This window comes from Streptomyces sediminimaris, assembly GCF_047049295.1.
In the GTDB taxonomy this organism is placed as follows: domain Bacteria; phylum Actinomycetota; class Actinomycetes; order Streptomycetales; family Streptomycetaceae; genus Streptomyces; species Streptomyces sediminimaris.
This window is the reverse complement of sequence record NZ_JBJWOT010000001.1, coordinates 5196251-5221520: the sequence shown is the minus strand read 5'-3', so window position 1 is coordinate 5221520 and position 25270 is coordinate 5196251. Positions and strand designations below refer to the sequence as shown.

At 73.7% G+C, this 25270-nt stretch carries 18 protein-coding genes; 5 read left to right on the top strand and 13 right to left on the bottom strand.

The features are described 5' to 3' along the window. Positions 1 to 139 precede the first annotated feature (139 nt). The 3 genes from ACJ9NR_RS24380 to ACJ9NR_RS24370 form a co-directional block, all read right to left on the bottom strand. Positions 140 to 598 (bottom strand): helix-turn-helix domain-containing protein, encoded by a 459-nt coding sequence (locus tag ACJ9NR_RS24380; RefSeq protein WP_412493047.1) that lies wholly within the window; start codon positions 596 to 598, stop codon positions 140 to 142. Between the two features lie 213 nt (positions 599 to 811). Next, the gene (locus ACJ9NR_RS24375; protein ID WP_412493046.1) at positions 812 to 1294 is read right to left on the bottom strand and encodes a DUF3017 domain-containing protein; all 483 of its coding nucleotides are present in this window, start codon (positions 1292 to 1294) and stop codon (positions 812 to 814) included. After that, complete coding sequence (locus ACJ9NR_RS24370; RefSeq protein WP_412493045.1) at positions 1284 to 2138, bottom strand: bifunctional methylenetetrahydrofolate dehydrogenase/methenyltetrahydrofolate cyclohydrolase; 855 nt, start codon at positions 2136 to 2138, stop codon at positions 1284 to 1286. Before ACJ9NR_RS24370 ends, ACJ9NR_RS24375 begins: the two co-directional genes overlap by 11 nt. Positions 2139 to 2460: 322 nt before the next feature. On the opposite strand from ACJ9NR_RS24370, the gene ACJ9NR_RS24365 reads away from it, so the two are divergent. Further along, positions 2461 to 3024: a hypothetical protein gene (locus tag ACJ9NR_RS24365; protein WP_412493044.1), complete on the top strand. Its 564-nt coding sequence runs from the start codon at positions 2461 to 2463 to the stop codon at positions 3022 to 3024. A 190-nt stretch (positions 3025 to 3214) separates the two neighbouring features. Here the strand turns inward: ACJ9NR_RS24365 and purH are convergent, their stop codons facing one another. Next, the gene (purH, locus tag ACJ9NR_RS24360; RefSeq protein ID WP_412493043.1) at positions 3215 to 4777 is read right to left on the bottom strand and encodes a bifunctional phosphoribosylaminoimidazolecarboxamide formyltransferase/IMP cyclohydrolase; all 1563 of its coding nucleotides are present in this window, start codon (positions 4775 to 4777) and stop codon (positions 3215 to 3217) included. After that, positions 4774 to 5403 carry a phosphoribosylglycinamide formyltransferase gene (gene purN, locus ACJ9NR_RS24355; protein ID WP_412493042.1) on the bottom strand — a complete coding sequence of 210 codons (630 nt, stop codon included), beginning with the start codon at positions 5401 to 5403 and terminating at the stop codon, positions 4774 to 4776. The genes purH and purN overlap by 4 nt, the downstream gene beginning before the upstream one ends. 276 nt (positions 5404 to 5679) lie before the next feature. Between purN and ACJ9NR_RS24350 the strand changes: the two genes are divergently transcribed. Continuing rightward, positions 5680 to 6537: a hypothetical protein gene (locus ACJ9NR_RS24350; protein ID WP_412493041.1), complete on the top strand. Its 858-nt coding sequence runs from the start codon at positions 5680 to 5682 to the stop codon at positions 6535 to 6537. 84 nt (positions 6538 to 6621) lie between these two features. Here ACJ9NR_RS24350 and ACJ9NR_RS24345 read toward each other — a convergent pair whose 3' ends face one another. Then, positions 6622 to 8703: a cell division protein PerM gene (locus ACJ9NR_RS24345; protein WP_412493040.1), complete on the bottom strand. Its 2082-nt coding sequence runs from the start codon at positions 8701 to 8703 to the stop codon at positions 6622 to 6624. A 104-nt stretch (positions 8704 to 8807) separates the two neighbouring features. On the opposite strand from ACJ9NR_RS24345, the gene ACJ9NR_RS24340 reads away from it, so the two are divergent. Then, positions 8808 to 9878, top strand: coding sequence for a helix-turn-helix domain-containing protein (locus tag ACJ9NR_RS24340; RefSeq protein ID WP_412493038.1), 1071 nt, complete (start codon positions 8808 to 8810; stop codon positions 9876 to 9878). 156 nt (positions 9879 to 10034) lie between these two features. Here ACJ9NR_RS24340 and sucD read toward each other — a convergent pair whose 3' ends face one another. The 7 genes from sucD to ACJ9NR_RS24305 form a co-directional block, all read right to left on the bottom strand. Beyond that, complete coding sequence (gene sucD / locus ACJ9NR_RS24335) at positions 10035 to 10919, bottom strand: succinate--CoA ligase subunit alpha (protein WP_412493037.1); 885 nt, start codon at positions 10917 to 10919, stop codon at positions 10035 to 10037. A gap of 21 nt (positions 10920 to 10940) precedes the next feature. Continuing rightward, entirely contained in the window at positions 10941 to 12119 is a 1179-nt protein-coding gene (gene sucC, locus ACJ9NR_RS24330; RefSeq protein WP_412493036.1) for an ADP-forming succinate--CoA ligase subunit beta, read from the bottom strand. A 609-nt stretch (positions 12120 to 12728) separates the two neighbouring features. Further along, positions 12729 to 14861, bottom strand: coding sequence for a hypothetical protein (locus ACJ9NR_RS24325; RefSeq protein WP_412493035.1), 2133 nt, complete (start codon positions 14859 to 14861; stop codon positions 12729 to 12731). Positions 14862 to 15134: 273 nt separating this feature from the next. Then, positions 15135 to 16403, bottom strand: a complete 1269-nt coding sequence (locus ACJ9NR_RS24320) for a hypothetical protein (RefSeq protein WP_412493034.1) — start codon at positions 16401 to 16403, stop codon at positions 15135 to 15137. Positions 16404 to 16653: 250 nt separating this feature from the next. After that, entirely contained in the window at positions 16654 to 17820 is a 1167-nt protein-coding gene (locus tag ACJ9NR_RS24315; protein ID WP_412493033.1) for a VWA domain-containing protein, read from the bottom strand. Between the two features lie 157 nt (positions 17821 to 17977). Then, positions 17978 to 20584, bottom strand: coding sequence for a DUF5682 family protein (locus tag ACJ9NR_RS24310; protein WP_412493505.1), 2607 nt, complete (start codon positions 20582 to 20584; stop codon positions 17978 to 17980). A gap of 213 nt (positions 20585 to 20797) precedes the next feature. Further along, entirely contained in the window at positions 20798 to 21928 is a 1131-nt protein-coding gene (locus ACJ9NR_RS24305) for an ATP-binding protein (protein ID WP_412493032.1), read from the bottom strand. A gap of 133 nt (positions 21929 to 22061) precedes the next feature. Between ACJ9NR_RS24305 and ACJ9NR_RS24300 the strand changes: the two genes are divergently transcribed. Together ACJ9NR_RS24300 and ACJ9NR_RS24295 are read left to right on the top strand one after the other, a co-directional pair. Beyond that, positions 22062 to 23417: an SWIM zinc finger family protein gene (locus ACJ9NR_RS24300; protein ID WP_412493031.1), complete on the top strand. Its 1356-nt coding sequence runs from the start codon at positions 22062 to 22064 to the stop codon at positions 23415 to 23417. Positions 23418 to 23639: 222 nt separating this feature from the next. Next, positions 23640 to 25259: a DUF5691 domain-containing protein gene (locus ACJ9NR_RS24295; RefSeq protein WP_412493030.1), complete on the top strand. Its 1620-nt coding sequence runs from the start codon at positions 23640 to 23642 to the stop codon at positions 25257 to 25259. Positions 25260 to 25270 lie beyond the last annotated feature (11 nt).

Below are 25270 nucleotides of genomic sequence, written 5' to 3'. Positions count from 1 at the left end.
GGCTACCCACAGGGATGCGTCCGACAAGGATCTCAGTTCCCGGGATGGGGGCGCACGGGAGCGTTCGAGCCGCTCGGCAGCACCGTCGCACGCCGACCCGGCAGCGGTCCAGTGTGCCGCCGGCGCCCGGGCGCACGGCTCATCCGAGGGCGACGGCGCCGACGAGGAGGAGCAGAAGAAGAAGGACCAGCAGCAGTACGGCGTAGAGCAGCAACGGCCGGCCGGGCCTGCCGCCGCCGTCCTCCTCGGGGGTGTCCCACCAGGGCAGGGTGGGGTCGTCCTCGTAGCCGGGCGCGCCCTGCTCACCGGCCGGTTTCGGCGGGCGCGGCCAGGCCTGGACGGCCAGTTCCCAGCGCACGACGCAGCGTTCGGCCTCCGTCTCGGCCAGGCCCGCGATACGGCACAGGGCGGCGACGGCCTGCCGGGGCGGCGGCTGGGTGCCGTTGAGGTAGCGGTGCCACGAGGACTTGCTGTAGGCCGTGCGGGCGCCGAGCGCCACGAGGCTGAGCCCCGTACGGTCCTTCAGGAGCCGCAGTTGGTCCACGAAGTGCCGCACCTCCGGCGGCAGATCGTCCGGCAGCGGCTGCCAGCCGCCCATCGCCCACCTCCACGGCGTCGCCCGCAAGTGCCCGGTCTGAGCAGGTGACGACGCCGGCCCGCCGATGGTTCCCGCGTTGCGGAACGGTCACCTCCGTGCCACAGCGCTCTGACAGCCGTTGAACAGGCGGTTCTCCGTGCAGGAAGGTGGATCCCGGCGCCGGTCCGTCCTTGCTCGGGGGAGAGGACGGGCCGGTACCGTCGTGTGCCGGGGTCAGCCGCTGCTGACGGTGGCGTGCAGCGTGTCCTTCAGGAACGGGATCTGCAGCCACGGGTTCGGCTGCACCATCAGCGCCAGCAGCACGATCGCCAGGCCCAGCAGGCCGTAGGTGACGATGTCCGTGAACCGGGAGCGCACGGCGAGCATGCCCACGTCGGGCAGGATCCAGCGCAGCAGGGCCCCGGCGACCAGGGCGAGGCCGATCAGCAGGCAGCCGTAGCGGAAGGCGTCGAGCGCCGTCAGCAGCAGGCCGAGGCCGACCGCTCCGCAGACGGCGAGGATGGGCCACTGCCGGGCGGGCGCGGGGGCGTCCGGGGGCGCCGCCCGGCCGCCGCCCTCGGGACGCGCGGTGTCCCTCGTGAACAGCGGGAAGCGGCGTGTCGTACGGCGCGGACGGCCCGTCGCGTCGGGCGCGCTGATCGCGTCCCGCACGGTCTCCTCCGCCTGCTCCTGGGGGCCCTTCGCCTCAGCCGGCACTGCGCTCCGCCGCCTCGACCACGTTGACGAGCAGTTGCGCGCGGGTCATCGGCCCGACACCGCCGGGGTTCGGCGAGATCCAGCCGGCGACCTCGGCGACGCCCGGGTGGACGTCGCCCACGATCTTGCCCTCGGCGCTGCGCGAGACGCCGACGTCGAGGACGGCCGCGCCCGGCTTGACGTCCTCGGGCCGGACCAGATGGGCCGAACCGGCGGCCGCGACGATGATGTCCGCGCGCTTGAGGTGCGACGAGAGGTCGCGGGTGCCGGTGTGGCACTGGGTCACGGTCGCGTTCTCGCTGCGGCGGGTCAGCAGCAGCGGCATCGGGCGGCCGATGGTGACGCCGCGGCCGACGACCACGACCTCGGCGCCCTTGATCTCGACGCCGTAGCGGCGCAGGAGCGTGAGCACGCCGTTGGGGGTGCAGGGCAGCGGGGCCGGCTCGTTCAGGACCAGCCGGCCGAGGTTCATCGGGTGCAGGCCGTCGGCGTCCTTGTCCGGGTCCATCAGTTCCAGGACGCGGTTCTCGTCGATGCCCTTCGGCAGCGGCAGCTGGACGATGTAACCGGTGCACGCCGGGTCCTCGTTCAGCTCGCGTACGACCGCCTCGATCTCCTCCTGCGTGGCCGTGCCCGGCAGTTCGCGCTGGATGGAGGCGATGCCGACCTGGGCGCAGTCGCGGTGCTTGCCGGCGACGTACTTCTGGCTGCCGGGGTCGTCCCCGACGAGGATCGTGCCGAGGCCGGGCGTGACGCCCTTCTCCTTCAGCGCCGCCACGCGGGCGGTCAGATCGGACTTGATCGCGGCTGCGGTGGCCTTGCCATCGAGAATCTGGGCGGTCATGCCCCCATCCTCGCGGATGACCGCCCCCCGGTTCCAATCCGGGTCCCGCCCACCGCCCCGTCGCCCTCCCGTCGGCATCCGGGCCCCCGTCGACATCCGGGCCCCCGTCGATATCCGGCCAAGAGCATCCGCCCAAGATCGACGAGGTTGCACTTGCACAACACATACGGCATCCGGCTGGACAAGTAAGTCAGCAGTAAAGAACGATGGCCCGATAGTGCCGCGGGCAGCTCATCGGGGGGATCGAGCGCACTACGAGACTTTCCTCCGTACGGAGCCGCGCGTCGTCCCCGCACTTGGACCCGACGGAGGAAAACCCGCCATGAGTTTCGGCGACCCGAACAATCCCTACGGCCCCCCGCAGGGCCAGCAGCAGGGCTACGGCTACCCGCAGCAGCAGGCGCCGGGCTACGGCTACCCGGCGGCTCCCCCGGTGGGCCCCTACGGCGGCGGCCCCGTGATGACGTCGATGCCGGGCACGGTGAGCGCGGCCCGCGTGATGCTGTGGGTCATCGTCGGCCTGCAGGTCCTCGGCGTGGCCCTGTTCGCCTTCGGTGCGGCGAGCGTGCACGCCGCCAAGAACGACGACCAGCTCAAGAACGACGCCGCCTTCCAGCAGCTCGCCGACTACTCGTCCGGCATGCTGTGGGGATTCGCGGTGTTCGCCCTGGCCTGGGCGGTGTTCGCGATCGTGCTGGCGGTGAAGTTCAACACCGGCGGCAACGGCGTCCGGATCACCACCCTGGTCTTCGCCATCATCACCGCGATCCTCGGCATCTACCCGTTCATCGTCGTGGGCCTCATCCACACGGTGCTGGCCATCCTGGTCGCCGTGTTCGTGGGCAACGCCAACGGCGCCGCCTGGTTCAACCGCCCGCGCTACTGATCACCGCGACACCGTCACCCGCGCGACACCGACCGGTTCGCGCGGACGAACCGCCCCGGGCCGTGTCCCACCCGTACGAGGGGGACACGGCCCGCGCGCGTGTCGGCGGAAGAGCGGGTCAGCCGGTCAGCCGGTCAGCCGGTCAGTGCAAGACCAGGTCAGCGGGTCACTGGAAGACCAGGTCAGCGGGTCAGTGGAAGAAGTGCCGCGTCCCTGTGAAGTACATCGTGACGCCCGCCTTCTTCGCGGCCTCCACGGACAGTTCGTCGCGGACCGAGCCGCCCGGCTGGACCACGGCCCGCACCCCGGCGCCGGCGAGGATCTCCAGGCCGTCGGGGAAGGGGAAGTAGGCGTCGGAGGCGGCGTACGAGCCCCGGGCGCGCTCGGCGCCGGCGCGCTCGACGGCGAGCTTCGCGGAGTCGACGCGGTTGACCTGGCCCATTCCGACGCCGACCGAGGCGCCGTCCTTGGTCAGGAGGATCGCGTTGGACTTGACGGCGCGGCAGGCCCGCCAGGCGAAGGCGAGCTGCGCGAGCTCGTCCGCGCCGAGCGCCTCACCGGTCGCCAGCGTCCAGTTGGCCGGGTCGTCGCCCTCGGCCTGGAGGCGGTCGGTGACCTGCAGGAGGGCGCCGCCGTCGACGGGCTTGACCTCGACCGGATTGTCGGGAGCGCCCGGCGCCCTCAGCACCCGGATGTTCTTCTTCTTGGCGAGTGCCTCCAGCGCGCCGTCCTCGTAGTCCGGCGCGACGATGACCTCGGTGAAGATCTCGGCGACCTGCTCGGCCATCGCCTTGCTCACCGGACGGTTGACGGCGATGACGCCGCCGAACGCCGACAGCGGGTCACAGGCGTGCGCCTTGCGGTGCGCCTCGGCGACGTCCGAACCGATCGCGATACCGCAGGGGTTGGCGTGCTTGATGATCGCGACGCAGGGCTCGTCGTGGTCGTAGGCGGCACGGCGAGCGGCGTCCGTGTCCGTGTAGTTGTTGTACGACATCTCCTTGCCGTGCAGCTGCTCGGCCTGCGCGAGGCCGCCGGTGCCGGAGACGTAGAGGGCGGCGGGCTGGTGCGGGTTCTCGCCGTAGCGCAGGGTGTGCGCGCGCTCCCAGGTGGCGCCGAGGAAGTCGGGCAACGGCGAGTCGTCCACGGGCGCGTAGGAGCCCGCGAACCAGCTCGCCACCGCCACGTCGTACGCGGCCGTGTGCTGGAAGGCCTCCGCGGCCAGCCGCTTGCGGGTGGCGAGGTCGAAACCGCCCTCGCGGACGGCCGCGAGGACGTCGGCGTACCGGGCCGGGCTGGTGACGACCGCGACCGACGGGTGGTTCTTGGCGGCGGCGCGGACCATCGACGGGCCGCCGATGTCGATCTGCTCGACGCACTCGTCGGGCGAGGCGCCGGAGGCGACCGTCTCGCGGAACGGGTACAGGTTGACGACGACGAGGTCGAACGGCTCGACGCCCAGCTCGGCCAGCTGCTGCCGGTGGCTGTCGAGACGCAGGTCGGCGAGGATGCCCGCGTGCACCTTGGGGTGCAGGGTCTTGACCCGGCCGTCCAGGCACTCGGGGAAGCCGGTGAGCTCCTCGACCTTGGTGACCGGGACGCCGGCGGCGGCGATCCTCGCGGCGGTGGAGCCGGTGGAGACGAGTTCCACGCCGGCCTCGTGCAGCCCGCGGGCGAGCTCTTCCAGGCCGGTCTTGTCGTAGACGCTGACGAGCGCCCTGCGAAGGGGCCGCTTGTTGCTCTCGGCGGTCACTGGATAACTACCTTTCGTCCCTCAATGCGATAGCCGTTGCGGGCGAGCCGCCCCACGACATCGACGAGCAGCCTTCGCTCGACTTCCTTGATGCGCTCGTGCAGAGCGCTCTCGTCGTCCTCGTCCCGGACCTCCACCACGCCCTGCGCGATGATCGGCCCGGTGTCGACGCCGTCGTCGACGAAGTGGACGGTGCAGCCGGTGACCTTGGCGCCGTACGCGAGCGCGTCACGCACACCGTGGGCTCCGGGAAAACTGGGCAGCAGGGCGGGGTGGGTGTTCACGAACCGCCCGCCGAAGCGCGCGAGGAACTCCTTCCCCACGATCTTCATGAATCCGGCGGAGACCACGAGATCGGGCTCGTACGCGGCGACGGCCTCGGCGAGACGCGCGTCCCACTCCTCGCGGCTGCCGAAGTCCCTGACCCGGCAGACGAAGCCCGGCAGCCCCGCGCGCTCCGCACGCGCGAGCCCCTCGATGCCCTCACGGTCCGCGCCGACGGCCACGATCTCGGCGCCGTAGGCCTCGGCGCCGACGGCCCCGATCTCGTCGAGGAGCGCCTGCAGGTTGGTACCGGATCCGGAGACCAGCACGACGAGGCGCTTGACCACGGGCTTGGCGGCCACGGGTGGGGCCCTTTCTCGAAGGATCGTTTTGTACGGTCGTACGAATGCTTCGAGCCCCTGGATACGGGGAAGTCTACGAAGCGGCCGAACGTCAGCAACGATACCGGCACTCCGGACGGCCCCCACGGGACGGGGGCGTGGCCGGAAGGTAGCGTCTGGGAGGGCTCTGTCGGGAACGCGGTCGTCGTGCGGTGCGTTCTCTCAGGAAAGGCCCACGCGAGACCCGCCGTAGAAGGCCTGATCAACGCCGTAGACCAAGGGGAAGACGCTCACTTGATGCCGGACCGTCGCCTGCGACTCCTCACGCTCCCTCCGCAGCACGTGCAGGGAGGGGAGCGCCGCGGCGTGCTGCTGCGGGAGCGCCCCGCCTCTCCGCCCGACGCCCCCTCCGACCGCAAGGACAGCCAGGACGGCGAGAAGAGGGACAAGAAGCGGGAAACCGAGAGGAAGGGAGAGAACGGGGAGAGCAGGGAAATCGGGGAGAACAGGGAGAAGAGCGGCGGGCAGAGCGAGGACAACCCGTTCGCGCCTCCGCCCGAGGGCACACCCGACCAACCGTGGCGGCCGCGCCGCCCGGCCGACGGCGGATCCGGCGGCGACGACGGCTCCCCGTGGGGCAGCCAGTGGAGCGACCGGCAGCCGGGCCGCTCCCCCGGCGGCTTCGGGGAGAGGCCGGGAGGCCCGCCGCCCGGCCCCGAGAACCAGAAGGGCAACGGCGGCCCGGGCCAGGGCATGCGCTGGGACCCGTCGGACCCCGCCCAGCGCCGCGCGCGCTACGCGCTGCTGTGCGGCATGTGGGCCTTCTTCTTCGTCCTGTTCAGCTGGCCTTACGTGGCCCTGCTGCTCGGTGCCCTCGCCCTGTACTGGGGCGTGAGCGCGCTGCGCGCCAAGCCCGGCGCCCGGGAGTCCTCGCACGACCCGGCCGCGGGCCGTCCGCAGACGACGACGGCTGCGGTGACCGGCCTGGTGACGGCCTCGCTTGCCCTCGCCCTGGTCGCCGCGACCTTCACGGCCCAGCTGGTCTACAGCGACTACTACTCCTGCACCGACAACGCCCTCACCCACCAGGCGAAGCAGTCCTGCAGCCAACTGCTGCCGAAGGAGCTGCGGGGACTGCTGGGCACCAACGGCTGACGGGCAACGGGCAACGGGGGCAGGGCAGCAAGGACGGGCAGGACGATCGGCGTCACGGCTGGTCGGTGGGGTCGGTTGAGTCGGTCAGTCGGTTGGGTCGGCTGGGTCGGTTGGGTTCGGGGTGGCTGAAGTGCCCGGTGTGGCTGAAGTGCCCGGTGTGACTGGCGGGTCCGGTGTGACTGGCGGCTCCGGTGTGACTGGCGGGTCCGTCGGTTCCGTAGCGCCCGGAGCGGTCGGGCCCTCCGGTCCGGCGGGTGCCCTCGGCGGCCTTCCCGCCCCCGGTGTGCGGGACAGGGCCGACTCCTCCTTGAGCGCCGCCCAGCGCGCCTCCAGCTCCGCCCAGCGGGCCTCGCGACTGAGGTCGTCGCGGCGGGGGGCGGGCGGTGCGGGGAAAGGTTCGGCGGGCAGGAAGTCGTACGGCGTCGCGTCCTTCTCACTCAGCGGGCCGTACACATCCCCCTGGTCATAGGGCACGGACGACGGCTTCACCGCTGCTCTCGCCGTCGCCGGCCTCCCGGGGCCCGGACCCTTCTGGAACCCGAACCACGCCCCGACCGACGTGATCGTCCGCCGCACCCGTCCGCCCCGTACCGGCGCCTGCGACTCCGGCGCTCCGCTGCCGGACCCGGCACTCTTCGCCCCGGCGGCCTTCGATCCGGCACTCGCCGATCCAGCGGTCTCCGATCCGGCACTCGGCGACCCAGCGGTCTTCGATCCGGCGGTCTCCGATTCCGGGCTCTGCGGACCCGTGCCCTGCGGGACCACGCTTCTAGACCCCCGGCTCCTCGACCCCCCGCTCCTCGACCCCGCGGCCTTCGACCCCGCACTCGTCGGGTCCACAGTCCTCGATTCCCTGACCCTCAGCTCCACGGTCTTCTTCGTCCGGCTCCGCTTCTCGGCCGCCCGACGGCGCCTACGGCATCCCCAGGCCCACCGTGCCAGCGCCGCGGGGACCGCCACGGCCATCGTCCACGCCAGCGCCGCCGCCCCCGTCTGCCACCACACCGGCCCGAACCGGGCCAGCCGCGCGACGCCGAGCGGACCGCCGGCCAGTCCGGTGAGCAGGGCCGTGGCGCCCGCGCTCAGCACCGCGGCCAGTGCGGCAGTTCCGGCGGTGCGCCGGGCGCCGGACGGTTCGGCCCGGCCCACGAACCAGCCCACGGTCAGGGCGGCGGCCAGCGGCACCGCTCCCGCCGCCCAACCCGCCCACGCTCCGGTCCCGGCCCGCGGCACCGCGGCCAGCAGCGGGAACGGCGGCAGCGTCGGAGCCGGCGCCGAGGACAGCGGCCCCACCACGTGCCCCGTGCCCAGCACGAACCCCGGACCTAGGGCGTACGCCGCTGCCCACACCGCCGCGTTCGGCACGAGGGCCACGCACAGCAGCAGTACGGCGAGCCGGCCCGACCAGCCCTCCGTGAGCTGCCGGAACGCACCCTGCGCCGCCTCGCCGTGCCACACCAGGGAGGCGGCCACCAGCAGCGCCCCGCCCCCGACGAGCACGGCCGTGCCCGCGCCCGCGGCGCGCGCGGCCGTGGCCAGGCGCGCACGGCCGTCCGGCGTGAGCACGGGGCGCCCCGCCACCGGCCCGGGCAGGCCGCCGACCGGCTCGAGCGCCCGTCCGTACGCCGTCCACACGCCCATCGCCGCCGCTCCCATGACGAGCACCGGCAGGCTCACCACGGTCCACTCCCAGGACGGCCGCAGCGCGCCGCCCGACGCGTACAGCGCGGCGGCCAGGCCGACCCCGAGGTAGCCGAGGACGACGCCCGTCCAGGCCGCGCGGCCGGAGCCGAGCGGATCACCCTCCTCGCCGCCCTCCACCGCGTCCCGCGCCGCCCGGTGCACCAGCCACGCCGGCAGTGCCACCAGCAGCAGCGGAGTGACGCCCACGGGTGCGGGGACTCCGGAGAGCGTCTCGGTGCGGATCAGTTCGGTGCCGTGCGCCAGCAGCCACAGCGCCGCGGCGACATGCAGCGAGCCGCCCGGCCCGCTGTCGGGATACGGCGAACTGATCCACATCACCACCACGAGCACGGCGAACGACCCGAGGCCCAGCCCGGCGGCCAGGACGCCGCCGACGAGGCCGGCGGCCAGTCCCGGTGAACGGTCGCGCAGCCTGGCGAGCAGGGACGACAACGACGGTCGGCGAACGGTTGTCTGGATCACACCGCCATGCTCCCAACGACACGCGCTTTCTCGTCGTAACGGGCAAACCTCCGAAGTGTCGCTCAATATATGTTTATGTTCTTTTTCGTTCGGAAGGGCGCACCGTGACGCCGAACCCCGCGAGCCCGCTGCCCCCGCCCACGGAACGCCGACGACTGCGTGAGGCAGGCTCGCTGACGCGGGATCAGCTCGCCGCACGACTCGGCGTCCCCGGCCGGACCGTGGACGCCTGGGAGAGCGGCCGCACCACCCCGCGCGGCCGCAAGCGCGAGGCCTACGTCGCCCTGCTGGCCGAACTCTCCCGGGAGACCTCCAAAGTGACGGTGTGCCTGGAGAAGGGGCCGACGGTGCCGCCGCAACCCACTCCGGACACCGTCCCCCTGACACCCGCTCAGGCCTTCGACGCGCTCTATGCGCTCTGCGCCCCCGCTCTCGTACGGCAGGCGTACCTGCTCACCGGGCGGCGCGAGCTGGCGCGGGAGTCGGTCGAGCGGGCCTTCCAGCTCGCCTGGCAGCGCTGGCCCGAGGTGGCCGCCGACCGGGACCCCGCGGGCTGGGTGCGGGCGGCGGCGTACGAATACGCGCTCTCCCCCTGGCACCGCTTCCGCCCGCGCCACCGGCACCCCGCGCCGCCCCCGCCGGACGCGGACGACCGCGCGCTGATGGACGTGCTCCTGCGACTGCCGCCGCCGTACCGGCGGACACTGCTGCTGTACGACGGTGTCGGACTCGACCTGCCCGAGACGGCGGCCGAGACGGAGGCGAGCACACCGGCGGCGGCGGGCCGGCTGCTGCACGCGCGCGAGGTGATCGCCGGGCGGCTGCCGGAGCTGGCCGATCCGTCCGTGCTGCACCGGCGGCTGGCCGAACTGGCCACGGCGCAGCGGCTGAAGGCGCCCGAGCCGCCAAGGGTGCGCACGGGCAGCGAGCGCCTGGCCCGCCTGTGGACACGGGCCGCCATCGGCTCCACGGTGGCGCTGATCGGGATGACGACGTTCACCCTGCGCACGGCCCCGACGCACTACGAGCCCCCGGTGCCCCCCGGCGTACAGGTGCGGGGAGTACCGCCCCGGGTGGCCCTCGGCCCGCTGTCGGAGGAGGAGACACACCTGCGCACGAAACTGCGTCAGGCGGCCGCTCACGGGCCGGAGCGGCTGCTGCCGCTGTTCCGGTGACGCGGACGGGCCCGCTCCCTCGCGGGGAGCGGGCCCGTCCGTGTCCAGCCGGGAAGCGGCCGGGAGGAAGCCGAGAGGCAGCCTGAAGACGGCCGTTCAACCGGCCGTTCAGCCGACCGTTCAACCGGCCGTTCAACCGGCCGTTCAACCGGCCGTTCAGCCGGCCAGGATGGCGCGCGCCAGCTTGGCGGTCTCGGTCGGCGTCTTGCCGACCTTGACGCCGGCGGCCTCGAGGGCCTCCTTCTTCGCGGCGGCCGTGCCGGAGGAGCCGGAGACGATGGCGCCGGCGTGGCCCATGGTCTTGCCCTCGGGCGCGGTGAAGCCCGCGACGTAGCCGACGACCGGCTTGGTCACGTTCTCCTTGATGAAGGCCGCGGCCCGCTCCTCGGCGTCGCCGCCGATCTCACCGATCATGACGATCAGGTCGGTGTCGGGGTCGGCCTCGAACGCGGCGAGCGCGTCGATGTGGGTGGTGCCGATGACCGGGTCGCCACCGATGCCGACGGCGGAGGAGAAGCCGATGTCACGCAGCTCGTACATCATCTGGTACGTCAGCGTGCCGGACTTCGAGACCAGGCCGATGCGGCCCGGCTTGGTGATGTCGCCCGGGATGATGCCGGCGTTCGACTGTCCGGGGGTGATCAGACCCGGGCAGTTGGGGCCGATGATCCGGGTCTTGTTGCCCTTGCTGACCGCGTACGCGTAGAAGGCGGCCGAGTCGTGGACGGCGATGCCCTCGGTGATGACGACCGCGAGCGGGATCTCGGCGTCGATGGCCTCGACGACGGCGGCCTTGGAGAAGGCCGGCGGGACGAAGAGGACGGATACGTTCGCGCCCGTCTTCTCCATCGCCTCGGCCACGGTGCCGAAGACCGGGATCTCGGTGCCGTCGAAGTCGACGGAGGTGCCGGCCTTGCGGGGGTTCACGCCACCGACGATGTTGGTGCCGTCGCCGAGCATGAGCTTGGTGTGCTTCATGCCCGTGGAGCCGGTCATGCCCTGGACGATGACCTTGGAGTCCTTGTTGAGGAAGATAGCCATGGCTGTCTGAGTCCCTCTTCCTTACTTCGCAGCCGCGAGCTCGGCGGCCTTGTCGGCCGCGCCGTCCATGGTGTCGACGCGCTGCACCAGCGGGTGGGCGGCGTCGGTGAGGATCTTGCGACCCAGCTCGGCGTTGTTGCCGTCGAGGCGGACGACGAGCGGCTTGGTGACGTTCTCGCCACGGTCCTCGAGGAGCTTCAGCGCCTGGACGATGCCGTTGGCGACCTCGTCGCACGCGGTGATGCCGCCGAAGACGTTGACGAAGACGGACTTGACGTCCGGGTCGCCCAGGATGATCTCCAGGCCGTTGGCCATCACCTGCGCGGAGGCGCCGCCGCCGATGTCCAGGAAGTTGGCGGGCTTGACGCCGCCGTGGTTCTCACCGGCGTACGCGACGACGTCCAGGGTGCTCATGACGAGACCCGCGCCGTTGCCGATGATGCCGACCTCGCCGTCGAGCTTGACGTAGTTGAGGTTCTTCTCCTTGGCGGCGGCCTCGAGCGGGTCGGCCGCGGCCTTGTCGTGGAGGGCCTCGTGCTCCGGCTGACGGAACTCGGCGTTCTCGTCCAGGGAGACCTTGCCGTCGAGGGCGATGACGTCACCGGAGGCGACCTTGGCCAGCGGGTTGACCTCGACGAGAAGAGCGTCCTCCTTGATGAAGGTGTCCCACAGCCTCACCAGGACGTTCACGACCTTGTCGGCGACCTCGGCCGGGAACTTGGCGGCCTCGACGATCTCGCGGGCCTTCTCCTCGGTCACACCCTCGTTGGCGTCGATCGGCGTCTTGGCGACGGCCTCCGGACGGGTGGCCGCCACCTCCTCGATCTCCACGCCGCCCTCGACGGAGGCGATGGAGAGGAAGGTGCGGTTGGCGCGGTCGAGGAGGAACGAGACGTAGTACTCCTCGACGATCTCGGGCGCGGTCTCGGCGATCATCACCTTGTGGACCGTGTGGCCCTTGATGTCCATGCCGAGGATGTCCGTCGCGCGGGCGACGGCCTCGTCCGGGGTGGCGGCGAGCTTCACGCCACCGGCCTTGCCACGGCCGCCGACCTTCACCTGGGCCTTGACGACAGACTTGCCACCGAGGCGCTCGGTGGCTGCGCGGGCCGCCTCAGGCGTGTCGATGACTTCACCGGCCAGCACCGGTACATCGTGCTTGGCGAAGAGGTCCCTCGCCTGGTACTCGAACAGGTCCACGCGCTTCCGTCCCTATCAGTGATCTCGCGGTTCGTTGGATGCGTGGGCGTGCCGCGAAGGGCAACGTGACGTCCGCATGTGTCACAAGGGAGGCGCACACGGTGACCGAGCGCGCGGCATGTCCGTCTCGCAGGTTATCGCTGCTTGCGGGGGGCCTCTAAATCGCGGGTCACACCTGAGCGGTGATACCTGTCACATGATGCCGCGCTCACTGGCACGCCGTGCCGGGGGTGACGTCGGGGAGGGGCCTCACCGGGCTGGGGGGCGACGACGGCAGGGGCCTCACCGGGCTGGGGGGCGACGACGGCAGGGGCCACACCGGGCTGAGGGGCGACGACGGGAGGGGCCTCACCGGGCTGGGGTTGACCCGGTGAGGCCCCTTGAACGCCCCGAAGGCGCACGAACGGGCCGCCCTCTGAGGCTGTGGGCGGGCGATCCCCACCCCAATGGGGACCGCCCGTCCCGTTCCGCGGGATCTCGGCCGGACGGACCGACGGCTTTCGGCCGTCCGGGTCGCGTCACCCCGCGGAGTCGGTTGATCGGCACACCCGTCGAGCACGCCGATTCGGTCTGAGTCGCCGGTGGGCCGGCCGCGTCCGGTATCCGGGGTCAGATGCCGTACGTGCCGTGTATGCCGCCGTACGTGCCGTCGTCCTGCGGGTGGTCCGGCGTGACGGACTCGGCGGCGGACGCGGCGACGGACCCGGCGCCGGTGACGGCGTGCCCGGCGAGCGGGCCGGTGGTGGAGCGCACGGTGCCGGTCAGGTCACCGGCGAAGGGCCCGACCTCGTCCGCGACACCGTGGGCGAACGGACCGGCCTCACCGGCCACCGCGCCCGGGAACGGGGCGACGTCGCCCGCGACGCCGTACGCCAGCGTCGTCCCGCTGCCGCCGGCGCCCCGCACGACCGGCCCTGCCGTCCCGGCGACGTCGTCCACGACGGGCCGCACCGCACCGGTGACGCCCTGCGTGAACCTCGGCACCTCGCCGGTGACGCCGTGGGCCAGACCGCTGGCGTCACCGGCGACGCCGTGCGCGAACGGCATCGCGGCCTCGGCGACCCCGCCGGCGAACGGCCGCACGTCGCCCACCACGCCGTGCACCGAAGCGCCCGCGTCCGTCACGGCCTGCCCGGCGACCGGCAGCGCGCCGTCCACGGCGGTGTGCGCGACGGGCGGCAGCACGGAGCCCGTGACGTCGTCACGGAGCCGGCCGACCAGACCGGTGGCGTACGGCGGCACGTCCGCGACGACACCGCCCGCGACCGGCAGCACGCCGTACACGGCGTCGTCCGCCACCGACCGCACGCCGGACACCGCATCGCCGGCGACGGGCGTAACGCCCGGCGCCACGCCGCCCGCCACCGGCAGCACGCCCCCGACGACACCACCCGCGACCGGCGTCACGCCTCCGACGGCACCATCCACCACCGGCTGGACGCCGGCCACGACTCCGTACGCCGCCGCCGTCGTCGCGTCGGCCGTGTGACCCGCGGTGTGCGCCAGGCCGGCGACCGCATCGCCGGCGACGGGGGTCACGCCGTGCACGGCACCGATGGCGACGGGCACCACACCGTCCGCCGCGTCACCGGCGACGGGCGCGACCCCGGCGACGGTTCGGCCGGCGACCGGGACGACACCCGCCACGGCCCGACCGGCGACCGGGACGACACCCGCCACGGCCTGACCTGCGACCGGCCGCACGCCGTCCACGGCACTGGCCGCGACGGGCGGGACGGTCTCCCCGACGACCGGTTCGACCACGCCGGGGACGCTCCTGACCGTGCCGACGACCTGCTGCTCGACGCCGGTGACGGAGCCCGCGACGTGTCCCGGGACCGCGGAGACGGAGTCGTGCGCGGCACCGGTGACGGCACCGGCCTCGCCCCGGGCGGCGGCGGTCACTCCGCCGACCCGGCCCTCGGAGCCGGTCACCGCGGCTCCCGCGGCGCCGTGGACGCCCGCCGCGGTGCGGCCCGCGCCGGCGACGGCGTACCGCGCCTTCGTCCCTACGACACCGCCGACGCCCTGCGTCCCGGTGCGGGCCGCCGACTGCACTGCCTGGAGTTTGGTCTGGGCGGCGGCGAGCGCCTCCTCCACCTCCGGCGCGAAGGCGCCGAGGGGACCGAAGAGGTAGTCGACCTCGCCGCGGGAGGCGGAGCCCGCGCCGGAGACGGTGTCCCGCACGCCGGTGGCCGCGTTTCCGGCCGTGGCGTGCGCGTCGGCATGCGCCCGGCCCTGCGCGGCGCGGGCGGCCTTGGCGCCGTGGATGGCGGCTGCACCCCTGATCCCGGACGCCTTTCCGGTCGTGTTCCCCGCCGTCTTCTGCGCCGTCTTCTCTGCCGTCCGGGCGGCGGAGGACTCGGCGGCAACCTGGCGGCCCGCGTGCTCGGCGGTGCTCACGGTCGTCGTCTGGCGGACGCCGCCGAGCGTGTCGGTGACCGTGGCGGCCGCGGTGTCGGCGGTGCCGTGTGCCGTGCCGGTCACGCCGGTCACACCGGTCACGCCGGTCACGGTGTCCTGCACGCCGGTGACGACACCGTCGACCGTGCCGGTGACGGCGTCGGTGACCGAGCCGAGGGCGCTGCCGGTGCCACCGGACGCGTCGGTCGCGTCGGTCGCGTCGGTCGCGGAGAGGGTGGAGGCGGGCAGTTCGTCCGCGCTGGCTACGGCCGAACCGAGCGCCCACGCACCGGTGACACCGGCGGCTATGACGATGGAACGGCGGATGTTCTTGTTCATGCGTGCGTCAGATCCCTAAGTTTGCGAAAGGCTCGGGGCATGTGCGGCGCCGCGTCCGGTCCTGGTCCTGGCCTTGGTCCCGGCCCTGGTCGTGGTCCCCGGTCCTGGTCCGGGAGTCGTGACCAGCGGGACCAGCGGTGGCGGCGGCTTCCGTCCGCGGGACCAGCGGTGGCGGCGGCTTCCGTCCGGGGAACGGAGGTGTGCCCGGACGGTCGGGCAGACCTTTTCCGCCCCCCGCGTGGCAGGTCTGGCGGAGGGAAGGTCTGCCGTGCCCTAGCCGGGGAAGACGGGAATGTCCCGGTGCCTGTCCCGGGTGCCGGCCGCGTCGGTGCGCGCGGCGGAGCCGGGCACGAGCAGGGCGGGCGCCCCGTGGTTCAGGGTGACGGCGTGCGCGTCACTGTGCCTGGAGGCGCCGTTGCCGACCGCGGCATGGCTCAGCAGCTCGTCGGTCGGATCACTGTCGGGGGCCTGGTGCGGACGCGCCGGGGCGTGCCCGGCAGAGGCGACCCGCCGCACCGGGCCGGCATCGGCATCGGTCACTGCGCCCGTGATGGCGGCGGCGAGCTGCGGTCCGGCCACCGCATCGCTCGCTCCCGCTGCCGAGCGCCTCTCGTCCACGGTCCCCTCCGCCGCCTGTCCCGCAGCGCCCGGCTGCGGGGCCCGCACGACCGGCGCGGGGAGTGTCTGGCCCGGCAGTGCGGGCACGGCGGGCAGGGCCGGCAGAGTGGGCACCGACGGAGCCCCGGGGAGCTCCGACACGGAGGGCAAGGAAGCCAACGGCGGTATCTGCGCGGTCACTTCGCCCAGCCCGGCGGTCACGGTCTCCACCAGGTCACCTACCGGCTGTACGACCCGGTCGCCCACGGTCTCGATGAGGTGATCGGTCAGCGGCCCGAGCACCTGACCGGCCGCGCCCCCCTGCGCGAGGGCGTCGGTGAGCGGGCGACCGACGGACTCGGTGACCGGGCGGCCCAAAGCCGGGACCCGCGGCGCGGTCCTGGGATCGGCCGGATCCGCCGGATCGGCCAGAGCAGCCGGGGCAGTCGAATCGGCCTGAGCAGCCGGGGCAGCCGGAGCGTTCGGCGGCTCGGGGCGGGGCTCTAGCCGGGACTGGCGCCGGGATCGGCGTCGGGGCTGAGGTTCTTGTTGGTCGGACGCAGCCGGCACGGCCGACGGCGGCTCCGACGTGGTCGTGACGGCTGGCCCCGGCTCCGGCTCGTCCGGAGCCGCCGGGTCCGACTCGGGCGCAGGCACCGTCGGCCGCATCGCGAGTGCCGCCGAAACGCGTGTCAGCCGGTCGACCGTGCCGACCACGCCGCCCACGCTGCCCACCAGTGAGCGGACACCGCCCGCCTGGCCGGCCGGCGTGGCCTCGGCGGCGGAGACGGCCGGTGCCCCCTCCGCCGCGTGCGCCTGCTCACCGCACACGAAGCCGAGCGCGAACAACCCGCCCACCAGCAGGACCACTTGCAGCGCACGCCGCCCGGCCGCCGCGCGCAGCATGCGCACAGCGGCACCGGGCAGAGCGGCTGACCAGGTCAAGAGGGGCTGGATCCTCCCGTGCGGCGGAACTGATGACGCGTAAGGAACCGTGACGAGTCACGAGTCGGCGCGGCGCGTTACGAACGTGGTGAGCGCGGCGTACGGCCGGCGAGCGTCGATCCTCGCACGGCACTCCCGAGGTTGCGCAAGCCCCCTGTTACCGATGGGTAGTCATGTCCCTTTTGCTGGGTCAAGACGGACGGCGACGGGTCGACAAATCGTCACCGAACACCCACCACCGGCCCGGCGCTCACGCCGTGTCGGGTATCGGCAACGGCCGCTTCTCGATCGCCGCCGCCATCACCTCCGGGAAGAGGTCGGGTGTGCACGCGAACGCCGGTGCCCCCAGCGCCGCGAGCGCGGCCGCGTGCTCCCGGTCGTAGGCGGGCGCCCCTTCGTCCGACAGTGCGAGCAGCGTCACGAACTGCACCCCGGACGCCTTCATCGCGGCGACCCGCTTGAGCATCTCGTTGCGTATCCCGCCCTCGTAGAGATCGCTGATGAGCACGACCACCGTCTCGGCGGGGCGGGTGATCTGCGACTGGCAGTAGGCGAGCGCCCGGTTGATGTCCGTGCCGCCGCCGAGCTGTGTGCCGAACAGGACGTCCACCGGGTCGTCGAGCTGGTCGGTGAGGTCGACGACCGCCGTGTCGAAGACGACGAGTCGCGTGGAGATCGTCCGCATCGAGGCGAGCACCGCTCCGAACACCGATGCGTACACGACCGACGCCGCCATGGATCCCGATTGGTCGATACAGAGGATGACCTCCTTCTTGGTGGACCGGGTCGCCCGCCCGTACCCGATGAGCCGCTCCGGTACGACCGTCCGGTACTCGGGCAGGTAGTGCTTGAGGTTGGCCGCGATGGTGCGGTTCCAGTCGATGTCGTGGTGGCGCGGCCGGCTGATCCGGGCGCTGCGGTCGAGCGCGCCGGTGAGGGTGGCGCGGGTGCGGGTCGCCAGCCGCTTCTCGAGGTCCTGAACGACCTTGCGCACGACGGCCCGTGCCGTCTCCTTCGTCGTCTCGGGCATCGCCTTGTTGAGGGAGAGCAGCGTGCCGACGAGGTGGACGTCGGCCTCCACCGACTCCAGCATCTCCGGCTCCAGCAGCAGCGTGGACAGGCCGAGCCGGTCGATGGCGTCACGCTGCATGACCTGGACGACGGAGGAGGGGAAGTACGTCCGGATGTCCCCGAGCCAGCGCGCCACGGACGGCGCCGACGCCCCGAGCCCCGCGGAACGCTCGCGCCCCGCCTGAACCTGCTTGTCCCCCTTCCCGTACAGCGCCGCCAACGCTCCGTCCATCGCGGCGTCCCGCCCCGACAGTGCGCATCCCGTGCCGTCGGCCGCGTCGCCCCCGAGCACGAGCCGCCAGCGCCGCAGCCGCTCTCGCGCCGGGTCCACCGCCGCGGTGCTCATCGGCACACTCCCGGACGGGGCCGGTCCCACAGCGGCATCACGGCGACGGAGACCGCCGGACGGCTGCGCGCCCCGCCTCGGTACCCGTTGCCTTCGCCGCCCCGGCCGACCGCCCGCACGCCGGCGTCCTCTCGTCCGTCCGCCCGTCGGTCCTCCGTCATCCCGCCACCCCCGCGAGGTCGTTGTGGAGGCCGTTCTCAAGGCCGTTGTCGCGACCGCTGTCGAGGTCCTCTTCCGCTGCGTCGTCCTGTTCCACTTCGTCCTGTTCCACTTCGTCCTGTTCCCCTTGGTCCGGCCGGTCCGGACGGTTCCCCGGCCGGTCCGGGCCGCCCAGCCCCAGCAGCAGCCGGACGACCGGCAGCACGGCGTCCGCGCGCACGGAGTCGAGATCGGCCGCGAAGCCGGGTATGCCGGAGCCGGCGGCCGTCACGCCGCGCCGCTCCCCCGGTCCGCGACGGACCAGCTCGCCCAGCGTCCGGCGCACGCCGGGCTCGTACGCCGAGAACGTCCGCCGCAGCAAAGGCAGTACGTCCGTGAACGCCTCCGCCGGCACACCGGTCAGCCACGCGTCGACCAGCCCGAGCAAGCGCTCGTCGTGCACGAGGAGCATTCCGCCGCCGGACCCTCCGCCGACGAAACCCTCGACCCACGCGGCCGCGTCCCCCGGCGGTGTCCCCGGCGACAGCACGAGCCCCATGAGCCGCGCCGCCTCGTCCTGCCCCAGCTCCCCGTCGTCCAGCAGCAGCCGTACGGCCCGGCCCCGGATCACGCCGGGCACGGTGTCCCGGACGGACAGCACCCGCAGGACGGACCGCCAGCGTCCGCGCAGCTCGCCGTGTCCGGGCGCGGGCACGTCACCCAGCAGCCCCACGGCCCCGTGCACCGCGTCCACATGGCGCCGCATCTCCTCGGCGGCGTCGGCGTCCAGGGCCGCGCAGGCGGGCGGCAGACCGACGAAGATCCGCTCCGCGAGTCCCGCGGCGACCTCCGCCAGGGCCCCGGTGTCGGTGCCGCGCACATCGCCGTACCGCAGGGAGCGGACCAGCGCCGGCAGGGCCTGCGCGAGATGGCCGACGTCCGTGTCGAGGGCAGCGCGATCGGCCAGGACCCGCATCACCACCGGCAGTGCATGCGGCAGTTCGGCCAGCAGACAGCGCTCGGCGAGCCCGGTGACGTCCGCCAGGGCCTGTGCGCCGAGGGCGTCCGCCTCCGCCTTGGCCGTCGCGGCGGCGAGCACGGTCGTGCCCCACACCCCGGCCTCCGCGACCCGCACGGACAACTCCGGCTCCCAGCGCAGCCGCCATGTCTCCCGGAAGGTTCCGGTGCTGCCCCGCGACGCCGCCGGCTCACCCCACTCGACGCCCAGCAACCGCAGCCGGTGCAGCAGCCTGCTGCGCCCGGCGTCGGTGTCCTTGCGCAGGTCGAGCTCCACCTCCCGCTCCAGGGCCTCCGGTCTGAGCCGCAGCCGGCGCTGCGTCCGGTCCAGATCCCGCTGCAACGGCACGGCGGGCGCGGCCCGCGGCACCTCCCCCAGCACGTCCCCGACGACCAGCCGGTCGTGCACCAGCGCCAGCGGCACGTCCGAGCCCTCGCACATCACCGCGCGCACGGCGTCGGTCGTCTCGCCGAGCCCCGCCAACGGCCGGCCGCGCATCGCGGCGAGTGTCTCGGCCAGCCGCACCGCCTCGATGACGTGCGCCGAGGAGACGATCCGGTCCTCGTCCCGCAGCAGTCCGGCCACCTTGGTCATCCACCGCTCGACCGGGCGGTCCGGGGCGGCGAACAAGTGCCCGTACCAGCCGGGCGAGTCGATCCCCGCTCCGTAACCGCTGAACCGCGACAGTCTCCGGTGCGTCCACGGCACCCAGGTCATGTCCGCCTTGACCTTGGCGAGCCCCTTCAGCAGCGCCCGGTCGGCGGCGACGGCCGTCTTCCGCCGCAGCGCGGGAACATGCCAGGCCCCGCACACGACCGCCACCCCGTCCCCGAACTCCCGCCGGGCCGCGCGCACCTGGAGCCGCATGTACGCCTCCCGCACCAGGTCCCGCTCGTGCCCCCCGGTGCCGTACGTCTCCCGCAACGCCCCCATGGCCTCTTCCAGTACGGCGAACGGGGCGAGCGCGTCCCGTTCGCCGATGCCGCGGTGCTCGACGACGTCCTCCCACCACCGCTCGGGATCGTCGTACCCGGCTGTCTCGGCCAGGACGGCGAGCGGGTCCACGCGGGCGCCGGCGTCCGCTGCCGCATCACCGGCGGGGAGCCGCTCATCGCCGCCGGACCCGGCACCCGCGGCACCGGCACCGGCACCAGCACCAGCACCAGCACCAGCACGGTTGTCCGCGTCGGCGTCCGCGCCGGTGCCGTCCCCGCCGCTTGCCGCTCCCTCGTCCGCCCCGTCACGCTTTCCCCAGGCCAGCATGTGCGTCGCCGGCAAGTCGATGAAGCGCACCGCGACTTCGTGCCGCAGTGCCCATCGGATCGCGACCCACTCGGGGGAGAACTCCGCGAGCGGCCAGAAGGCCGAGCGGCCGGGTTCGTCCACGGCGTGGGCGAGGAGGGCGACCGGCGGCCGCATATCCTCCTCGGCGGCCAGCGGGATCAAGGCGTCGGCCTCGGGCGGCCCTTCGATCAGTACGGCCCGGGGCCGCGCCGCGTCCAGCGCCGACCGTACCGCGCGCGCCGAACCGGGCCCGTGATGCCGCACACCGAGCAGCAGCGGGCCGCCTCCGGCCGCTTCGCTCCCACTCCTGTCCAGCCCCGTCACATCGTCCCCCTGGTCATCGCCGCACCCGGCTGCCACCGCCGGGCACCTTCCCGGCCCCCGCCCCGCCGCTGCCGCACCCGTCGGGCACACCGCCCTCGGACACCTCGCACACGAAACCGCCCGAGCCACCGGACCCGCCCGCGCCACTGGACCCACCGGAGTCCTTGCCGCCCGATTCCTTGCCGCCGCCCGGGCGCCCCCACCCCAGATCGCTCACGCGCCGACCTCCCGACAGGCCCGGTAGAAGTCCTTCCATCCGTCACGCTCACGGACCACCGCCTCCAGGTACTCCTGCCAGATGACGCGGTCGGCCGCCGGGTCCCGGACGACGGCGCCGAGGATGCCCGCGGCGACGTCACCGGCCCGCAGCACGCCGTCCCCGAAGTGGGCGGCCAGGGCGAGTCCGCTGGTGACGACGGAGATGGCCTCGGCCGTCGACAAGGTCCCGCTGGGCGACTTGACCTTCGTGCGGCCGTCGGAGGTGACCCCGTCGCGCAGCTCGCGGAAGACGGTCACGACCCGGCGGATCTCGTCGATGCCGTCGGGCACGGCCGGCAGGTCCAGCGAGCGGCCGATCTGGTCGACGCGGCGCGAGACGATGTCGACCTCGGCCTCGACGCTCTCCGGCAACGGCAGCACGACCGTGTTGAAGCGGCGGCGCAGCGCGCTGGAGAGGTCGTTGACCCCGCGGTCGCGGTCGTTGGCGGTGGCGATCAGGTTGAAGCCGCGGACCGCCTGCACCTCCTGCCCCAGCTCCGGTATCGGCAGCGTCTTCTCGGACAGGATCGTGATGAGCGTGTCCTGCACGTCCGCCGGGATACGGGTCAGCTCCTCGACCCGGGCCGTCATGCCCTCCGCCATGGCCCGCATGACCGGACTGGGCACCAGGGCGTCCCGGCTCGGGCCGTTGGCCAGCAGCTGCGCGTAGTTCCAGCCGTAGCGGATCGCCTCCTCCGGCGTGCCCGCCGTGCCCTGCACGAGCAGCGTCGAGTCGCCGCTGACGGCCGCGGCCAGGTGTTCGGACACCCAGGTCTTCGCGGTGCCGGGCACGCCGAGCAGGAGCAGGGCGCGGTCGGTGGCGAGCGTGGTGACGGCGACCTCGACGATGCGGCGCGGGCCGACGTACTTCGGGGAGATCACCGTGCCGTCCGGCAGCGTGCCGCCGAGCAGGTACGTCGCCACCGCCCACGGCGACAGCCTCCAGCGGGCCGGGCGCGGACGGTCGTCCTGCGCGGCCAGCGCCGCCAGTTCACCGGCGAAGGCGTCTTCGGCGTGCGGTCGCAACGCCTCGGCCGGCTCCTTCGCGAGAACTTCCACAGACAGTGGTTCCACGGACACAGACATGGCTGAGGCCCCCTCCAGCTCGGCCGGTTCGGATCTGGGACCAACCGTGCACCACACCACTGACAATCCGTTGTGACCTGCGCAAACGCGCTCGCGATGCCGATTGTCAGTGCCGGGATCTACCGTCGATGACATGACTCAGCAGGGGGTGCGCTGGAGCGCGGACCAGGTGCTGGCACTGGCGCCTGACGCCGCGTCGCGCAAAGCGGGAAGCAAACTCGGTGCGGCCGGGCCGTGGTCCGAGGCGGGAAGTTCCGACGAGGGAGCGGTGTGGGGGCTGTGCAGAGGCAGCGGCAGCAAGCCGTATCAGACGGTCGTCGACATCGCGGGCGCGGCGGGCCCCGCGTACAAGTGCAGTTGCCCGAGCCGCAAGTTCCCGTGCAAGCACGCCCTCGGGCTGCTGCTGCTCTGGGCGGGCGAGGACGGCGCGGTGCCGCCGGGCAGGGCGCCGGACTGGGCGGAGCAGTGGCTGGAGGGCAGAAGGCAGCGCGAGGAGCGGAAGCGGACGGTGCCCGCGGCCGGCACCTCGCCCGGGTCCGGTGATCCGGAGGCCGCGCGCCGCCGGGCGGAGCGCCGGGCCGAGCGGGTCACCGCGGGGGCGACCGAGCTGGAGCAGCGCCTGGCGGACCTGCTGCGCGGCGGCCTGGCGAGCGCGGAGCAGGCGGGTTACGGACTGTGGGAGGAGACGGCGGCCCGCATGGTCGACGCCCAGGCGTCCGGACTGGCCGCCCGGGTGCGGGAGTTGGGGGCGATACCGTCGTCCGGGCCCGGCTGGCCGGTGCGGCTGCTGGAGGAGTGCGCGTTGCTGCACCTCCTCGACCAGGGCTGGCTGCACCGCGAGGGCCTGCCGGACGGCCTGGCGGCGACGGTCCGTGCCCGCATCGGCCTGCCCGGCACCGCGGACGGCCCACCGCTGCGGGACCGCTGGCTCGTCCTCGCGCAGTACGACACGGCTGACACCCGCCTGACGACCCGCCGCATCTGGTTGTACGGCGCCGACTCCGGCCGCACCGCCCTCCTGCTCTCCTACGGCGCGGCCGGCCGAGCCCCGGAGCTGGCGCTGCCCGTCGGACTCGCGCTGGACGCCGAGGTGTCCGCCTATCCGGGCGCCGGGCAGCTGCGGGCGGCGCTGGGCGAGCGGTTCGCACCACCGGCACCGACCGCGACCCGGCCGCCGGGAGTGACGACGGCCCAGGCGGCGGCGTGCTACGGCCGGGCACTGCGCGACGATCCCTGGCTGGACTCCGTCCCGGTGACCCTGGACCGGGTGATACCCACCCCGGACGGCGACTCCTGGCAGCTGGCGGACGCCGACGAGGACGCGGCGCTGCCGCTGGCCCCGGCCGCGCGCTCCCGTCCAGGCCTGTGGCGCCTCGTCGCCCTGTCGGGCGGCGCCCCGGTCAAGGTGTTCGGCGAGTGCGGCCACCGGGGCTTCACCCCGCTGACGGCCTGGCCGGAGCGGCCGGGAGATGCGGTCCGGCTGTGCTGACCCCCGCGGTCCGGCTGTGCTGACCCGGACCGCCGGCACACCCGTCACCGGCCCCGGCCCCCGGTCCGCCTTCTCCCTCTCCTCCTCCACCTTCTACTCCCCCTACTCCCCCCATCCGCCGCTCCCTTTTCTCCCTCCATCCGCCACTCCGGCTCCCGTCCCCACCCGCCACTCCCCTTCCCTCGGCACCCCACGGATCGGCACCCCACGGAAAGGAACCGCATGAACAGGACGGCACAACCGGTGGAAGCGCCCGCGCCGGGCGCCTGGGAGGAACTCGTCACGACGGCCCTGCTCGGGACGGAGCGCCGCACCGTGCCGGGCGGTGCGCCGGGGCGGGAGGCGCCGGTGGCGCTGCTGGACGCGGCGGCCGTGGAGACCGTACGGCGGCGGGCCGGACTGCGCCCCGCCCGGGCCGCCGAGCGGCCGGAGCCGGCCGCCGAGGACCCGCGCCCCGCGCTGCCCGCTGCGGCGGCCCGCAGGCTCGCGCTGCTCCTGGCCGGCCGTCCCGGCACCGGCGGCGGCCGCAGGGGGACGGCACCCGACCTGATGGAGCTGCTGCCCCAGTGGCTCGCGGCGGCGAACGCCCGCGGCTTCGCCGCGCCCCCGCAGGCCTTGCCCGCGCTGCTGGACGCGGCCCGCGGGCGTACCGACCTGCGGCCTGCCGCGCTGGCCTTCGCGGGCCCGCGAGCGGTGTGGCTGGCCCGGCTGAACCCGGACTGGCGGTTCGCGCTGCGCGCGACGCCGGGCGGGGGCAGAGTCCTGCCGGATCCCGAGGACGGCGAGCGGACCCGGCGTCTGTGGGAGGAGGGCCTGTTCGCCGAGCGGGTGGCGCTGCTGACCGCCCTGCGCGCCCGCGAGCCCGCGGCAGCACGCGAGCTGCTGTCCACGACCTGGAGCACGGAGCGGGCCGAGGACCGCCTGATGTTCCTGGACTCGCTGCGCACGGGGCTCGGTCCGCAGGACGAGCCCTTCCTGGAGCAGGCACTGTCCGACCGCAGCCGCAACGTACGGGCGACGGCGGCCGAGCTGCTCTCCGCGCTGCCGGGTTCCGCACTCGCCGCGCGCATGGCGGTCAGAGCCGCCGCGTGCGTGGCCGTCGATCACACCCGCGACTCACCGACGATCGCGGTCGAGGCGCCGCACGAGTGCGACGCGGGCATGGAGCGAGACGGCGTCGTGGCCAAACCGCCGGCCGGACGAGGCGAACGGTCCTGGTGGCTCGGCCAGTTGGTGGAGGCGACCCCGCTCGCGACCTGGTCGGCGCGCCTGGGCGGGCGTACGCCCCGGGAGATCGTGGCCCTGCCCGTCACGGACGACTGGCAGGGCGAACTGCACGCGGCGTGGTCCAGGGCGGCCGTGCGGCAGCGGGACCCCGAGTGGGCCCGTGCGCTGCTCGGCATCCCGTCCGCCCCGGAGGCCGGCGGTCCGGGAGCGGTGTCACTGGCAGAGCGCGCCAAGCTGCTCGGCACCCTGGACGCCGCCGAACGGGCCGGCTGGGTGGCCGGGTTCATCGCGGCGCACGGCCTGTCCGAGGCGTTCCAGCTGCTCGGGGTCTGCGCGTTGCCCTGGACGGCGCCGCTCGGCAGAGCGGTGGTCGACGCACTCGACATCGCGCGGGACGCGGGGAGTTACCCATGGAGCTTCAGCGGAGTGATGGGCCTGGCCGAGCGCTGCCTCGACCCCGGCGAGGCGAGCCGCCTCGACGGCCTGCTCGCGATACCGGACGAACGGGAGGACGCCTCGCCCGGCGCGGGAGGCTACTGGGCGGAGGCGTTCCAACGGCTGGTCACGACGCTACGGCTGCGCAAGGCGATGACGGAGGAGCTGGAAGCGGCGTAGGGCTCTGTCCG

What these genes read in the sequence shown, in the direction of transcription:
- ACJ9NR_RS24370 (WP_412493045.1), bottom strand. Translation starts at nt 2,138, where the DNA reads ATGACCGCCCAGATTCTCGATGGCAAGGCCACCGCAGCCGCGATCAAG.
- ACJ9NR_RS24350 (WP_412493041.1), top strand. Translation starts at nt 5,680, where the DNA reads ATGCCGGACCGTCGCCTGCGACTCCTCACGCTCCCTCCGCAGCACGTG.
- sucD (WP_412493037.1), bottom strand. Translation starts at nt 10,919, where the DNA reads ATGGCTATCTTCCTCAACAAGGACTCCAAGGTCATCGTCCAGGGCATG.
- ACJ9NR_RS24295 (WP_412493030.1), top strand. Translation starts at nt 23,640, where the DNA reads ATGAACAGGACGGCACAACCGGTGGAAGCGCCCGCGCCGGGCGCCTGG.
- ACJ9NR_RS24380 (WP_412493047.1), bottom strand. Translation starts at nt 598, where the DNA reads ATGGGCGGCTGGCAGCCGCTGCCGGACGATCTGCCGCCGGAGGTGCGG.
- ACJ9NR_RS24365 (WP_412493044.1), top strand. Translation starts at nt 2,461, where the DNA reads ATGAGTTTCGGCGACCCGAACAATCCCTACGGCCCCCCGCAGGGCCAG.
- ACJ9NR_RS24300 (WP_412493031.1), top strand. Translation starts at nt 22,062, where the DNA reads ATGACTCAGCAGGGGGTGCGCTGGAGCGCGGACCAGGTGCTGGCACTG.
- ACJ9NR_RS24315 (WP_412493033.1), bottom strand. Translation starts at nt 17,820, where the DNA reads ATGAGCACCGCGGCGGTGGACCCGGCGCGAGAGCGGCTGCGGCGCTGG.
- ACJ9NR_RS24325 (WP_412493035.1), bottom strand. Translation starts at nt 14,861, where the DNA reads ATGAACAAGAACATCCGCCGTTCCATCGTCATAGCCGCCGGTGTCACC.
- ACJ9NR_RS24305 (WP_412493032.1), bottom strand. Translation starts at nt 21,928, where the DNA reads ATGTCTGTGTCCGTGGAACCACTGTCTGTGGAAGTTCTCGCGAAGGAG.